Source organism: Thalassospira sp. UBA4513 (assembly GCF_002388495.1).
Taxonomy (GTDB): domain Bacteria; phylum Pseudomonadota; class Alphaproteobacteria; order Rhodospirillales; family Thalassospiraceae; genus Thalassospira; species Thalassospira tepidiphila.
Window position 1 is genome coordinate 68,555 of sequence record NZ_DGMR01000013.1, and the last position, 15,463, is coordinate 84,017.

Consider the following 15,463-nt stretch of genomic DNA (forward strand, 5'->3'; position numbering starts at 1 on the left):
TGCTGCGAAATTTGCCATCTGATTTTTGCTTTGATAAATAAATTTCATACGAATTTTTATTTTATCATAATTTATGTTGGTCAATCCTGTTTGCCCCGTATTGCGTAACGCAAAACACTCAAAGCTGATCACCAGCCATAACCGAAGGACTGAGCCCGCCCACAACATATTCGATACCAGACCATAACCGGCCCACAATAAGTAGTATTTTCATCACCCAAGCCCCTTGTGCAGCCTGTTGGCGTAGCTGCCGCTTGCATTCCGCAAGCCAATCGGTGAAAACGGGGGTGGCATCGGGTACCGCATGGCAACAATGTCATGTGAAGAACACCATCAAAGAGAGACAAAGGAGCAGCCTTTTATGTCCCCCAAAGGCGCAGTAATGATTTGCGGTCACGGTTCGCGCGACGAACGCGCGGTTTCACAGTTCAACGCCATGGTTGAAGCTATGAAACAGACCCACCTGGCCGACTACGATGTCGAAAGCGGCTTTCTCGAATTTGCCCACCCGATCCTGCGTGATGGTTTTGAAAAGCTCAAAGCCATGGGCCACAAGAAAATCTATGCCCTTCCCGGTATGCTGTTTGCCGCCGGTCACGTCAAAAACGACCTGCCGAGCGAAGTAAACAATTTCGCCCACGAAAATCCCGATATCGAAGTGCTTTTCGGCCGCGATCTTGCCATTGATCCCAAGCTTCTGATGGCAGCAAAGGAACGCATCGAAGAAGCCCTTGAAGGTGTCGATGACAGCGTAGATCGCAAAGACACCCTGTTGATGGTGGTCGGGCGCGGCACCAATGACCCGGACGCCAATTCCAATGTCTACAAGGTTGCCCGTATGCTTCAGGAAGGCATGGGCTTTGGCCGTACCGAAATCAGCTATTCCGGTGTTGCCCATCCGCGCGTCAATGCGGGCCTGCGCGAAGCGATGAAACTGGGATACAAGCGCGTTGTCGTCTTCCCGTATTTCCTGTTTGCCGGCATTCTGATTGACCGCATCTATAGCCATACCGACGAAGTCGCGGCGGAATTTGGTGATGTTGAGTTTATCAAGGCAGGCTACCTCAAGGACCACCCGATGGTTCTTGAAAGCTTTGCCGAACGTCTGACCGAGATTGATACCGGCGACAACAATATGAACTGCCAGCTTTGCAAGTATCGTGAGCAGATCATTGGTTATGAAGGCGATGTCGGCACCCCGCAGGTCGGTCACCATCACCATGTGATGGGCATTGGCACCGATGGACACAGCCATGATCATGGCCATCACCACCATCACGGCCACGGGCATCACCACGATCACGGTCATAGCCATGGCCACAGCCATGATCACGGGCACAGCCATTCCCATGATCACGACGACGCGAAGAAATCGACCGGTTCCTGACCGGTCGATCCCCATCCTCTGAAAGGCGCGGCAATGTTTGACTATCTGCGTGACCCGCAGGAAATCTATGCCAAAAGCTTTGCCACCATCGAGGCCGAGGCAAACCTTGCGCGCTTTTCAGACGCTGAGCGGCCGGTTGCCATTCGTATCATTCATGCCTGCGGCATGGTCGACATGGCCGATCAGATCGCCTTTGGTGGTGATGTGGTGAATGCTGCCACAGCGGCATTAAGTCGCGGAAAGCCGATCCTGTGTGACGCAGAAATGGTGCGTCATGGCATTATTTCCCGGCTTCTGCCCAATCAGAACCCGATTCTTTGCACGCTCAATGATGGCAATACGCACGATCTTGCCGCACGAATGGAAACCACACGATCTGCCGCCGCGGTTGAAGCCTGGGCCAATCATATCGAAGGCGCAATAATTGCCATCGGCAATGCGCCGACCGCCCTTTATCACTTGCTTGAAGCGATCCATGACGGACGATTGAATAAGCCAGCGGCCATTGTCGGCATGCCGGTCGGCTTTGTCGGGGCGGCAGAAAGCAAGGATGCGCTGATCGAACATGCCAATGGCATTCCGTTTGTCACACTGCGCGGTCGATTTGGCGGCAGTGCGGTAACAGCCGCCACGATCAATGCCTTGGCACGTCTGGCGCGCGATGACAAAACGACACCTGATGGAACCTTCGACCGCAAATCAGGGGGTGCATCATGAACGAACAGGCACCGATCAAGGGACGGATCACGGTTATTGGCATTGGCGAAGATGGCTATGAAGGCCTTTCACCAATGGCGCGCAGCATCCTTGAAAATGCCAGCGTCATTTTTGGCGGTACACGTCATATCGCCATGTTGCCCGGTTCCAACACCGCAACCCAGAACAAATGGATTACGCCGTTTGAAGCCAATCTGCCGCTGATCGAAGATTGCATCGATCAGAACCCGGTCGTGCTGGCCAGTGGTGACCCGATGTATTTTGGTGTGGGCAACACACTGATTAAATATTTCGGACCCGAACCAATATACGCCGTCCCGGCACCATCAAGCATTTCTCTGGCCGCCTCCAGGCTTGGCTGGCCACTGACCGAGTGTGATGTGATTACGCTACATGGCCGTGATCCGGAAACGCTGCGCGCCCATTTGCGCCCACATGGCAAACTGATTGCACTGAGTGCCGATGGATCGACCCCGGCCCTTGTCGCCGTCATGCTGTGCGAGGCCGGTTTTGATCAAAGCCGCATGTCGGTGTGCGAGCGGCTTGGCGGGCCCGAAGAGCGCATTACCACACAAACAGCACGCACCTGGCAATCAACCGCCACCTCGATGCCCGATATCAAATCGCTCGACCCGCTTAATCTGATCATGATCGATCTTGAAGCCGGGCCAAACGCCAAACCACTGCCCAAGGGACCGGGACTGCCTGATGATGCCTTTATCCATGATGGCATGATCACAAAATCAGAAATCCGCGCGCAGACGCTGTCATCCCTGGCGCCGTTTGACGGCGGTGTTTTGTGGGATCTGGGGGCCGGGTGCGGGTCGATTTCGATTGAATGGAAACGCATGGGCGGTCGGGCTGTTGCGATTGAACGCGACGGCGAACGCTGCGCGATGATCAAGAAGAATGCCATTCGACTTGGCGTTCCGACCCTTGCGGTTGAACAGAAATCCATTGAAGAAGCACTGAGTTTTGCCGATCGCCTGCCCAAACCCGATGCGATTTTCATCGGCGGGGGCATCACGATTGATGGGTTGCTTGAAAGCTGCTGGGAACTGTTGCCGCTGCATGGGCGACTGGTCGCCAACACGGTGACGCTTGAAGGCGAAGAAAAATTATTACGGTTTTACAATAAAAACGGTGGCAGCTTGTCGCGCCTGTCGATTTCACGACTGGTGCCGCGCGGCAGCTTCAAGGGCTGGAGCAACCTTGCCCCGGTCACCCATTACCTCGGAGTAAAAGCATGAGTGCGGAATTTCCCGCAAGTGATAGCCTTCCGGTTGCCGGAACGGCCTATGGTCTTGGTATCGGACCGGGCGAACCTGATCTGATCACGCTTAAGGCCTATAACATCCTGCAAAAGGCCGATGTGATCGCCTATCCCGCCCTTGAAGATGGCGTCAGCCTGGCGCGTCAGATCGTTGATCCGCATATTCCCGAAGGCCGGATTGAAATCGCTATTCGCATCGAAATGGGCAAACCAGCCGATCCGATCTATGACGCGGCTGCCATCGAAATCGGCAAGCATTTGGCAGATGGAAAAACCGTTGCCGTTCTGTGCGAAGGTGACCCGTTCTTTTATGGCAGCTTCATGTATCTGTTTGGCCGTTTGGCCGAGGCAGGCCACCCGGTCAAAACCGTTCCCGGTGTCAGTTCAATGATGGCCTGTGCCGCCCAGCTTGGCGCACCATTGGCCGCCAAGAACGATGTGTTGCAAGTCATCCCGGGCCCGCTTGATGCCGACCGCCTGCGTGAACAGCTGGCCAAAACCGATGCGGCCGCCATCATCAAGCTTGGTCGTCATTTCGCCAAGGTTCGCGGTGTGATCAATGAACTCGGCCTAACAGACCGGGCACGTTATATCGAACGTGCGACGCTTGAAACCCAAAAAATGGTCCCGCTGGGCGATTTGCCCGCCGACGCCAAGGCACCGTATTTTTCCATGATCCTGATCCACCGTCGCGGAGACGCATGGCGATGACCGCCCAGAACGCCCAGAATAAAACCGCATTGCCGACCGCACCAATTGCCCCGATTGCGGTCATCTGCCTGACACAGCGCGCCCTTCCGACCGCACGAAAAATTGCATCCAGCCTGCAGGGAGCATCGGTTCATGGCCTGCGCACACGCGTGTCGGTCAAGGATGTTGATGTCGCCTTTGATGATACCATTGCGCATCTGCAACAAACCTTTTCATCCGATCATGTCATCATTGGTGTCTGCGCGTCAGGCATTCTGATCCGCGCACTTGCACCGCTTTTGGCCGGCAAATGGCAGGACGCCGCCGTGCTTGCCGTTGATGAAGCCGGTGATAACTTCATCCCGCTTTTGGGCGGGCATCATGGTGGGAACCGACTGGCGCGCGATCTGGCTGATCGGCTTGGTGGCAATGCCGCCATCACCACCCCGGGCGATGCGATGCTGGGTCTTGCCCTTGATGAGCCGCCTGTTGGCTGGACACTTGGCACGCCCGAAACGGTCAAACCCGCCACAGCGGCCCTTTTGGCTGGTGCCTCCGCCCGGATTGAGGTTGAGGCAGGCTCGGCTGCGTGGTTGACCAATAGTGCTATTGCCCAGTCCGAAGATGGCAGCATCCTGATCACAGCCACCGCCCGCGAAGGTGCCAATGAAGATGCGATCAGCGATGGCGCTGAAACCGCAATCACCTATCACCCGCCGGTCCTGGCACTTGGTGTCGGCTGTGAGCGCGGCTGCCCGGCCGATGATCTTTATGATCTGGTGATGGAAACACTGGCTGGTCAGTGCCTGAGCCCGAAGGCCATTGCCTGCGTGACATCGATTGATCTGAAGGCCGATGAGGCCGCAGTCCATGAACTGGCCCAACGTCTGGGCGTTCCGGCCCGGTTCTTTGATGCCGAAACCCTCGAGGCCGAGGCAGGCCGTCTGGTGACGCCATCAGACGTCGTGTTTGCCGAGACCGGCTGCCATGGCGTTGCCGAAGGTGCGGCACTGGCGACGGTCGGCCCGAACGGCAAGCTGATTGTCCCCAAGCACAAAACCAAGAAATCCACCTGCGCCGTCGCCCTGTCACAGGATGACATCATCCCCGAGAAAGTCGGCACAGCGCAGGGCAGGCTTTCGATCGTTGGCATCGGTCCGGGCCAGATCGGCTGGCGAAGCCCAGAGGCAACCGCCCTGATCGGTCGCGCAACCGATATTGTCGGCTATCAGATGTATCTTGATCTGCTCGGTCCGCTGATTGACGGCAAGGATTGCCATCATTCCGATCTTGGCGCCGAAGAAGCCCGCGCGCGCCACGCCCTTGAACTGGCCGCGACCGGTAAGGACGTTGCCCTGATCGGGTCGGGGGATGCCGGCATTTATGCGCTGGCGACACTGGTGTTTGAGCTGTTGGATCGTGAAGATCGCGCAGATTGGAACCGGGTCGCGGTTCAGGTATCACCTGGTATTTCCGCACTTCAGGCGGCGGCATCACGCATTGGCGCGCCGCTGGGGCATGATTTCTGTGCGATTTCGCTATCTGATCTTTTGACACCGCGCGAAGACATCCTGCGCCGTCTGAAATCAGCGGCCGAAGGTGATTTCGTGATTGCGTTCTATAACCCGGTTTCCAAACGCCGCCGCGATCTTTTGGCCAAGGCGCGTGATATCCTGCTTGAACACCGCAACGAAGACACCCCGGTGGTTCTCGGCCGTCAACTTGGCCGCCCGGACGAGGAAATCACAGTCGTTCCACTTTCGAAACTAGAAGTCGACATGGTCGATATGCTGACCACGGTTCTGGTCGGATCAAGCAATAGCCGCCACATCACCCGCGGCGAGAACGAATGGGTCTATACCCCGCGCGGCTATGCCAAAAAGGGCCCGGATGCGGCCAAAGCCCCAGTTCTGAGCACAACTGTTCACAGCAGCACTGACACTTCCAAAAACGACACTTCCAAGAAAGGCGGGGCAGAATAATGACTGTTCATTTTATTGGCGCCGGTCCTGGCGCCCCGGACCTGATCACTGTGCGCGGCTTGCGCCTGATCGAAAAATGCCCGGTCTGCCTTTATGCCGGATCGCTGGTGCCCGAAGAAATCGTGACTGCGGCCCCGGAAGGTGCACATGTGGTCGATACAGCGCCCATGAACCTTGATGAAATCATGGCTGAGATCGAAGCCGCCCACGCCAAGGGACAGGATGTCGCACGCGTTCATTCCGGTGATCCGTCAATCTATGGTGCAATCGCCGAACAGATCCGCCGACTTGATGATCTTGGCATTCCCTATGACATCACGCCGGGCGTTTCGGCCTATGCAGCGACGGCTGCTGAAATCGGCGCGGAACTGACCCTGCCCGATATTTCCCAGACCGTGATCCTGACCCGAACCGCCATGCGGTCGTCCAGCATGCCAGACGGCGAGAGCCTTGCGGAACTTGGCAAATCGCGTGCGACGCTGGCGGTGCATCTGTCGATCAACAATCTGGCCAATGTGGTGCGCGATCTGACCCCGCATTACGGCGAAGACTGCCCGGTTGTGATTGCCTATCGCGTGACCTGGCCAGACCAGCAATTCATTTTTGGCACCCTTGGCGATATCCGGGCCAAGGTCAAAGGCAGTGGTATCACGCGCACGGCACTGATCATGGTCGGTGAGGTTTTCGGTCGGAAAGATTTTACCGACTCTAGACTTTATGCCGCCGATCACACGCACGTTCTGCGCCCGGCAAAAGCATGATCTGATCGGGCGGACTTCATGTCCGCCCGTTTTTTGTACAAACCCTCTGATCAGCAAGTTTATTTTTTCGGCAGAACAGCAATTTGCTGAAAAATATGTCATTTCAACTGTGAACATCCTTGACCGCCCCCTGCCCGGCACCCTTTAATCAAAGGGAAATAAAGGGGAGAATGCATGTTCAACGAGATGAGTGTTGACGACCAAATTCGCGAACCTTATCGCGCCTTGGTTGACTGGATGGAAGCAAGCGGCCCCGAGGTTCTCGAACAAAAGCGCCTTGAAGCTGAAACGCTGTTCCGCAAGATCGGCATTACATTTGCTGTTTACGGCGAGGGCGGAGATCCCGAGCGGCTTATTCCCTTTGATCTGATCCCCCGTATCTTCACATCGCAGGAATGGCGCAAGCTTGATCGTGGCGTCAAACAGCGCGCCCGGGCGCTGAACGCGTTTCTTTATGACGTTTACCATAATGCCGAAATCATCAAGGCCGGTATCGTCCCGGCCGATCTGGTGTTTCGCAACGATGCGTTCGAACCGGCCGTAATCGGCATTGATCCACCGCGCAATGTCTATAGCCACATTGTCGGTGTCGATATCGTGCGCACCGGTCCTGACGATTTTTATGTTCTCGAAGACAACTGTCGCACGCCATCTGGCGTGTCCTATATGCTTGAGAACCGCGAAATCATGATGCGCATGTTCCCCGATCTGTTCAAAAGCCTTCGGATTGAGCCGGTCGAAAGCTATCCGGACATGTTGCTGAAAACGCTAAAAAGCATCGCACCGCGCAAATGCGACCGCGACCCCAATATCGTCGTCCTGACGCCGGGTGCGATGAACAGTGCCTATTATGAACATTCCTTCCTTGCCGATCAGATGGGTGTCGAACTGGTCGAAGGTCAGGACCTGTTTGTTCACCAAGACCGGGTCTTTATGCGCACCACACGCGGACCAGCACAGGTGGATGTGATTTATCGCCGCATTGATGACGCCTATATCGATCCGCTGTGCTTCAGACCGGACTCGGTTCTGGGCATTCCCGGGCTAATGAATGTGTATCGCTCAGGCGGTGTTGCCATCTGCTCGGCCCCGGGTGCCGGGGTGGCCGATGACAAGGCGGTTTATACCTATGTGCCTGACATGATCCGCTTCTATCTGGGTCAGGAACCGATCCTTAATAACGTTCCGACCTGGAAATGCGGCAAGCCGGATGATCTGAAATACGTCCTCGAGCATCTGGGCGAACTGGTGGTCAAGGAAGTCCACGGGTCAGGTGGCTATGGCATGCTGGTCGGGCCGGCATCAACCAAGGAAGAACAGGCCGCCTACGCCAAACGGATCGAAGCCGATCCCGGTGATTTCATCGCCCAACCGACCCTGTCGCTTTCAGCCTGCCCGACCTTCGTTGAAAGCGGCGTTGCGCCGCGTCATGTCGATTTCCGGCCCTTCTGTCTTGTTGGCGATGACGTGCGCCTGACACCGGGCGGGTTGACTCGTGTGGCGCTGCGTGAAGGCTCACTTGTCGTGAACTCGTCGCAGGGCGGCGGGGTCAAGGACACCTGGATCATGAGCGATTAAAAGGAAAGGGTTGAGAGATGCTTAGTCGTACCGCCGAAAACCTTTTCTGGTTGTCGAGATATGTCGAACGGGCCGAAAACATGGCCCGCCTGATGGAAATGGGCTATCGCATGGCCCTGATGCCGGCTGCTGCAAGCGGCAACCGGTCGGAATGGGAGTCTGTCCTTTCTGCATCCGGATGTGCCGCGGGATATGATCCCGATGCGCCGTTGCGCCAGGAAGAGGTCGCCAATTTCCTGATCTTTAACCGCGACAACCACTCATCGATCATCAATTGCTTTGAGTATGCGCGCGCCAATGCACGCGCCATGCGTACAGCCATTACCGCAGAAATGTGGGAGGCGCTCAATAATGCGCTGATGGAACTGCGGCGCCCGTCGATGCACAATATGGCGAAGAACGAACTGCCGGAATTCATTGACTGGGTCAAAAAGCAGGGCGCGCTGTTCCGCGGGGCCACCGATTCCACCATCTTGCGCAATGACGGTTATGACTTCATCCGTCTGGGCACCTTTATCGAACGCGCAGACAACACCGCACGACTTCTGGACGTCAAATATTATGTCCTTCTGCCGGAAACCAGCATGGTCGGCGATGGTGTCGATAACTATCAATGGACAACGGTTTTGCGTGCAGCATCTTCGCTCCGCGCATTCCACTGGGTCTATCGTGATGATTATTCACCACATCGCATCGCGCACTTCCTGATCCTTAATCCGTTCAGTCCGCGATCGCTTGCCCACTGTTCCGAACAGATTACCCAGCATCTTGAAAGGCTTGCCCGCCATTATGGTCAACGCCACAGCGTTCATCGCCAGGCGGTCGAGATGTATTCCTTGCTGACGCAAAGTGACATGGACGAGATTTTTTCAGGCGGGTTGCACGAATTCCTGACCGACTTCCAGGGACGCAACCGTATCCTGTCGCTTGCCATTGCTGACGCATATCATTTTGGGGGACAGTAAGATGCGCTTGACCGTCGAACACAAGACCCATTACCGCTATGAGTATCCGGCCTATCACGCGGTGCAGAGCCTCAAACTGACGCCCGCTGAGTTCGAAGGCCAAAAGATCCTGAGATGGTCGATCACAGCCGAAGGCTGCAACATCGGTGCAGAATTTACCGATGGCAATGGCGATATCATCAGCACCCTGACATCAAACGGCCCGGTCGAGGCGATTGAAATCGTCGTCACCGGTGAGGTCGAAACCACTGATACCGCAGGCGTTTTGCGCGGCCACAAGGAACGCGCCTTTCCGGCCGTATTCCTGCGCACGACGCCCATGACCAAATCCAGTGCCGCCATTCGCAAGCTTGCCGACAAGGTCGCAAAGAAAACCAAGGACGGTACGGTGTTGGAACTTGCGCACGGTCTTGCCGCGGCGGTCGCCGATGCCATTGAATATGCGCCGGGTACAACCCATGTGCACACAACGGCTGCCGATGCGATTGCTGATGGCAAGGGTGTTTGCCAGGATCATGCCCATGTGCTGATCTCGGCGGCACGCCATCTTGGCATTCCGGCCCGCTATGTATCGGGATATCTGTTTGCCGATCATGAAGGCAAACCGCATGAGGCATCCCATGCATGGGCGGAGTTACATCTGCCAGAGTTCGGCTGGGTCGGGTTTGATCCGGCCAACAAGTGCTGCCCGACGGATAGTTATATCCGGCTTGGATCAGGACTTGATGGTCAGGTCGCCACCCCGATCCGGGGCGTACATACTGGTGGCGGAAACGAAGATTTGGATGTAACAGTCGTCATTGCGCAGTCACAACAATAGTCGGACTACAAAAAGATGACCTACTGTGTCGGGTTGATGCTGAACGAAGGGCTGGTTTTCCTTTCGGACACGCGGACCAATGCGGGCCTTGATAACATTTCACGTTATCGCAAGATGTTCACCTGGGAAGTCCCCGGGGAACGCGCGATTGTCGCACTTTCAGCCGGCAACCTTGCCATTACCCAGGCGGTGATGAGCACCTTGCACGAGGCCATCGACGATCCCGAAACCGAGCCGGGTAACTGCATCCTGAGCGCACCAAGCATGTTCCGCGTCGCCGAACTGGTTGGCGAAGCCATGCAGAAAGTGCAGCTGAAATACCATGACACCCTTGAACAGCATCATGAAAGCAGCGCTGCGTCGATCATGATTGGCGGACAGCGTAAGGGCGGTGATCAACGCCTGTTTCTGGTCTATGCCGCGGGTAATTTCATCGAAGCCACATCCGATACGCCTTACCTTCAGATCGGCGAACACAAATACGGCAAACCGATCCTTGATCGGGTGATCACGCCCGACACACCAATTCAGGACGGGGTCAAAGCGGTATTGCTGTCGATGGATTCGACGCTTCGCTCCAACCTGTCGGTCGGTATGCCACTTGATCTGGCTGTTTTGCCTGATGACGCTTGCAAATTTTCTGAGATCCGTCGGATCGAGGCCGAGGACAGGGGCTTCCGCGCACTGTCTGACGCCTGGTCGAACGCGCTTCGCGATGCCTTTGCCGACATGCCCGACGAACATTGCGATATCGCCGCAGAATAGGCACGATAACCACGAATACCCAAAGCCGGACCCAACAAATGGTCCGGCTTTTTGTTTGTGGATGTGCCGATCTTATCGGTGGCGATGAAGCGATCCTTCAACCCGGGCCAGATGGCTGTGATGACTGTGATGGCGATGGGTCAGAAGCCGATAGACCCAAACCTTGATACAGCCCGCCACCACAAACCAGCACAGCGCATATCCCCAAACCACCAGCGCATGGTACCAGCCAATCGGTGGCACAAACCAGCCATAGACAGCCGCCAGCGTGCCAATGATCTGGGTGACCTCGGTTGCGAGAAACAGCTTCATGCTAGGATAGGGTTTTTGCCAGAAGAATCCTTTGTGCCGGGTAAGATAAATCGTCAGATGCCCCGCCACCAGAAGCTTGAGGAACACCAGTGTCTGGACTTCTTCCGGCGGCAAGTGCAGCAACGTTTCCGACACCCAAAGCAAGGCAAAGGATGATGTCACCCCGGTAGCACCCAAAAGGGATGCCATGGTGAGCGTATTACCCATGTTCCATCGCACCGGGTGTTCGGCAACCTCGGCATTGTCGTAGGCAATCATCATGATCGGGAAATCATTAAGCAACGCCAGCAACACGATCATCACCGCCGTGACCGGGTAGAAATCAAACACCAGAATTGAAATCGTCATGAACAACAAAACCCGGATCGTCTCGGAAATCCGGAAAGTGGCGTAACTGCCCATACGTTCGAAAATACGCCGCGATTCTTCAATCGCGCTGGTAATCACCGAAATGCCCGGCGCGGTCAGAACAAGGTCGGCCGCCGCCCGCGCCGCATCGGTGGCATTTGAAACAGCAATACCAATATCGGCCTGTTTCAGGGCAGGGGCATCATTCACCCCGTCACCGGTCATGCCGACAATATGGCCGCGGTCCTGAAACTGGCGGACAATCGCGTATTTATGTTCAGGAAAGACGCGGGCAAAGCCATCTGCCTGCTCGATCATTACCTGATCAAGTGCCTGATTGTTGCGATCAAACACGGCATCTGCGGGCAGGATGTTTTGCCCCAATCCAAGCTGGCCGGCGACTTCGCGGCCAATCGCCTCGTGATCGCCGGTGATCATGCGGATATCAACACCCTTGTGGCGCAGTTCCGCAATGGTTGATGCCGCGTCCTCACGCGGTGGATCAAACAGCGGCAGCAACCCCAGAAACTGCCAATTGCCGTCTTTATCGGTGCGCGCGACACCAAGCGCACGGTAACCGTGCTCTGCCATGGTTTTGATCGCATCCATCACCGCACGATAAGCGGCGACACTTTCGATATCCGATATCTCATCCTCACACAGCAAAGCCAGAACCGCCTGCGGCGCCCCCTTGGCAACCATGATGGTCTGGCCATGCTGCGTAACCTCCGCCTCGGCCCGTTTGCGTACCGGATCAAACTGCCGGAAACTGGTGATGTCATAGCCATCAAGCTTTGCGCGATTGCCAAGGATGGCAAAAACCGCACTATCAATCGGGTCGTGGCTATCGGCCTCTGATGCCAGTGCGGCGGTGCGGATCAGATCGCTTTCATCCTTGGCATCAATCAGGACCGGGGTTCCGACGGTTAAATGGTTTTGCGTCAATGTCCCGGTCTTGTCAGAACACAGGATATCCATCCCGGCCAGTTCCTCGATCGAGACAAGGCGCGATACAATCGCCTTCATCCGCGCCAGTTTTTCGGCCCCGACCGCCAGTGTCACCGAAAGAACAGCTGGCAAGGCCACCGGAATTGCCGCCACCGCCAGGATCAAGGCAAACAGCAAGGTTTCCATCAACGGATCACCACGATGCAAGGCAACCGTCATGATCAACGCAATCAGGCCCAACGTGATCAGGATCAGGAAGTTGCCAATGCGCAGAACCGCGCGCTGAAAATGCGATTGTTTGCCAGCACCTTTGACCAGACTTGCCGTCCGGCCAAGATAGGTCGCCATGCCTGTCGCGGTGACCATTGCGGTCATCTGCCCCTGCCGGGCAATGGCGCCGGAATAGACCTCATCCCCGATTTTCTTATCAATCGCTAGCGACTCACCGGTCAGGGCAGACTGATCGACACGCAAATAGTCGCCCGCCAACAGTTTGGTATCGGCGGGAATGATATCGCCAAGCTTGATGCGGATAATGTCACCCGGCACCAGTTCACGGGCCGGAAGATCCGACCAAGCACCATCGCGCAACACGCGTGCATCCGGCGCAAGGCGCTGTTTGAGCGCAGCAATGGCGTTGTCTGCCTTGAATTCTTGCCAGAACCCGACCCCGGCATTGAGCAACAGCATCACGATGATGATCGCAAAGTCCGACCAATGCTGCACAACAGCCGAAAGGATGGCGGCAACTTCGATCATCCACGGGATCGGCCCCCAAAAGAACGACAGAAGCTTTTTAAGCGCGCTGGTTTGATCATCGCGAAGGCGGTTTTCACCGAACTGTTCGGTGCGACGCCTTGCTTCGTCTGTTCCAAGTCCAGTGTTTGGATCTGTGCGAAGCAATGAGCGGTCAATTTCGGGAAAATCACGCTTGGCCGTCTGTTCCATCATGATGGTGCCCTCCGAGCCACAATTAGCGATACCGGAAACTCCAATACTTCTAGAGTATATTGCACCGCACAACATTGTTGCACATCAATCAGGTCGACAAATCAGTTGTCACAAATTATCTATAAAACATGACAAAGAGCACCACAGACACCACGGTCGCGGGCCGCATTACCCGGGCGCTGGCCGAACGGATTATTTCGGGCGAATTCGCACCGGGCATGAAACTGCGCCAGGACCACTTCGCCGAGGAATTCGGCGCAAGTCACGTTCCGGTGCGCGAGGCGTTTCGTCGGCTGGAGGCACAAGGCCTTGCGGTCAGCGAACCACGGCGTGGTGTTCGAGTTGCCAGCTTTGATGTTGCCGAGGTACGCGAAGTTGCTGAGATGCGGGCGTCCCTCGAAGTTCTGGCACTTCGCCAAGCTGCCCCGCATTTGACACCTGAAATTCTTGATGTGGCAGAGGCCCATAATCGCGCAGGCGAAAATGCCACTGATGTCCAAGGCTGGGAACAGGCCAACAGGGCGTTTCACCGTGTCATCCTGGAACCTTGTGGCATGCCTCGGTTGCTTGCGACGATTGATGATCTGCATGCCGCCAGTGCGCGATTTTTATTTTCGGGCTTTCGCATGGAATGGGAAGCCCCGACCGATCAGGACCACCGCGCGATCCTTGCCGCGCTCAGAAGCAATCAGATTGATGTTGCCGCCGCCACCCTTGCCCGGCATGTGAAATGGATCGGCAATAAATCCGGCAAAGCAGCACGCCCGCAAACCACTGCCTGACGACACTTCCCCGAAATCATATGTTCGCCATGTATGCCCGGTTTTCGACCCCAAAGGGAAGGAACGACGCACGAAAAGCGCCGATTCAGGACGACACGCACAGAAAATGCGCGTCTCAGCCATCCCTATCGTACTTACGGTGCGATTTCATAGATAATATTTATAATTTAAAATCAATAATTTAGAGTGGAATGCAGTGAATTCAGCGAAGAATCACCCCTTTCCTTCGATTTTGCAGTTGATTTCAGCACTCGATCCCGGCGTAATTATCATAGAAAACGTCGTTTTATAGATAATTTTAATTCAAGGCGTGCCATAGGGGATCAGTGATTACCTGTCGTGCCGGGTGATCAGTATCGAAACGGATGCTCGAAATCACATCGCACCGTGATCCTGCTCTGCCAGAAAGGCGTTTTCGGCAAGCCTTGTCGGGTTCAACCCCCGAACCCGTGCCGCCCGCACGGGTTTAATTGGCGAAGCTCTCTATCCGTGGGGGCTTCGCCACTTTTCTTTCGTGATGTCGGGCGGGTTTTTGGCCAGCGGGGCGCCAGCAGCGCAGTGGCTTAGTTCGCCTCTGCAGTCTCGCGCGGCTGATAGATGAAGCCGTGGGCTGGATACATGCTGCCGAATGTGCCAAGCGTGTTCATCATCCGCACTTCGGACCAGTCATTGTTGGGGGATACATCAACAACCGGCTGGCGATAATGCACCTTGCCGCGGGTACGCGAATCGCTGCCCCAATTGGCATGGTTTACAAGGATCTTGCGGCTATCAAGTATGGCTGAAACCACCGCTACGTGGCCCAGTTTCAGGCGCGATGTCTTGCGAAGCGCAAGAACGGCACCGATTTGCGGGCGGTTACCGCGCTGGAAATTTTTCTGCCCAGCCTGCGCCCACCATGTCCAGGCATCTCCATAAATCTCGATACCCGATACTTCGCGGGCATAGGGCACGCATTGCAGGAACTTGTTGGTCGGGGCGAAACTGTTCAGGCGTGAGGACGGCAGATTGACGCTGGCAAGGGTCTGAACCGTGTCACTTGGCATCGGGCCGGACGCACGTGGTGCCGAATTACCAGTGCTAAAACACGCCGAAAGCAACAAACACAGTCCGACAATACCAAGCAAACGCATCTGGAAATCCCCGATCCTCTCACAATGAGCCACCATAGGTCGGCAGGCCTT

At 55.9% G+C, this 15,463-nt stretch carries 13 protein-coding genes; 11 read left to right on the plus strand and 2 right to left on the minus strand.

Features of this window, described 5'->3' with window-relative positions; all coding sequences use genetic code 11:
• Positions 1-361: 361 nt before the first annotated feature.
• The 10 genes from B2T33_RS05810 (at position 362) to B2T33_RS05855 (ending at position 10,938) form a co-directional block, all read left to right on the plus strand.
• Positions 362-1,387 carry a sirohydrochlorin chelatase gene (locus tag B2T33_RS05810; protein WP_286791353.1) on the plus strand — a complete coding sequence of 342 codons (1,026 nt, stop codon included), beginning with the start codon at positions 362-364 and terminating at the stop codon, positions 1,385-1,387.
• A gap of 33 nt (positions 1,388-1,420) precedes the next feature.
• Positions 1,421-2,104, plus strand: a complete 684-nt coding sequence (locus tag B2T33_RS05815; protein WP_286791354.1) for a precorrin-8X methylmutase — start codon at positions 1,421-1,423, stop codon at positions 2,102-2,104.
• Positions 2,101-3,354 carry a precorrin-6y C5,15-methyltransferase (decarboxylating) subunit CbiE gene (cbiE, locus tag B2T33_RS05820; RefSeq protein ID WP_286791355.1) on the plus strand — a complete coding sequence of 418 codons (1,254 nt, stop codon included), beginning with the start codon at positions 2,101-2,103 and terminating at the stop codon, positions 3,352-3,354. The genes B2T33_RS05815 and cbiE overlap by 4 nt, the downstream gene beginning before the upstream one ends.
• Complete coding sequence (cobI, locus tag B2T33_RS05825; protein WP_286791356.1) at positions 3,351-4,088, plus strand: precorrin-2 C(20)-methyltransferase; 738 nt, start codon at positions 3,351-3,353, stop codon at positions 4,086-4,088. The genes cbiE and cobI overlap by 4 nt, the downstream gene beginning before the upstream one ends.
• A complete protein-coding gene (cobJ, locus tag B2T33_RS05830; protein WP_339658242.1) occupies positions 4,085-6,049 on the plus strand; it encodes a precorrin-3B C(17)-methyltransferase in 1,965 nt (654 codons plus the stop codon). Before cobI ends, cobJ begins: the two co-directional genes overlap by 4 nt.
• A complete protein-coding gene (gene cobM, locus B2T33_RS05835) occupies positions 6,049-6,810 on the plus strand; it encodes a precorrin-4 C(11)-methyltransferase (protein WP_286791358.1) in 762 nt (253 codons plus the stop codon). Before cobJ ends, cobM begins: the two co-directional genes overlap by 1 nt.
• A gap of 174 nt (positions 6,811-6,984) precedes the next feature.
• On the plus strand, positions 6,985-8,388 hold the full coding sequence (locus tag B2T33_RS05840; RefSeq protein ID WP_197146390.1) for a circularly permuted type 2 ATP-grasp protein: 1,404 nt from the start codon (positions 6,985-6,987) through the stop codon (positions 8,386-8,388).
• A 17-nt stretch (positions 8,389-8,405) separates the two neighbouring features.
• Positions 8,406-9,353 (plus strand): alpha-E domain-containing protein, encoded by a 948-nt coding sequence (locus tag B2T33_RS05845; protein ID WP_197146389.1) that lies wholly within the window; start codon positions 8,406-8,408, stop codon positions 9,351-9,353.
• A 1-nt stretch (position 9,354) separates the two neighbouring features.
• On the plus strand, positions 9,355-10,173 hold the full coding sequence (locus B2T33_RS05850) for a transglutaminase family protein (protein ID WP_063086062.1): 819 nt from the start codon (positions 9,355-9,357) through the stop codon (positions 10,171-10,173).
• Positions 10,174-10,188: 15 nt separating this feature from the next.
• Positions 10,189-10,938, plus strand: a complete 750-nt coding sequence (locus tag B2T33_RS05855; RefSeq protein WP_008888894.1) for a proteasome-type protease — start codon at positions 10,189-10,191, stop codon at positions 10,936-10,938.
• 72 nt (positions 10,939-11,010) lie between these two features.
• Here the strand turns inward: B2T33_RS05855 and B2T33_RS05860 are convergent, their stop codons facing one another.
• A complete protein-coding gene (locus tag B2T33_RS05860; RefSeq protein ID WP_252724016.1) occupies positions 11,011-13,497 on the minus strand; it encodes a plasma-membrane proton-efflux P-type ATPase in 2,487 nt (828 codons plus the stop codon).
• Between the two features lie 128 nt (positions 13,498-13,625).
• Here B2T33_RS05860 and B2T33_RS05865 point away from each other — a divergent pair, with 128 nt between their 5' ends.
• A complete protein-coding gene (locus tag B2T33_RS05865; protein WP_197146388.1) occupies positions 13,626-14,279 on the plus strand; it encodes a GntR family transcriptional regulator in 654 nt (217 codons plus the stop codon).
• Between the two features lie 563 nt (positions 14,280-14,842).
• On the opposite strand, the gene B2T33_RS05870 is transcribed toward B2T33_RS05865, so the two are convergent.
• Positions 14,843-15,412, minus strand: a complete 570-nt coding sequence (locus B2T33_RS05870) for a CHAP domain-containing protein (protein WP_063086066.1) — start codon at positions 15,410-15,412, stop codon at positions 14,843-14,845.
• Positions 15,413-15,463 lie beyond the last annotated feature (51 nt).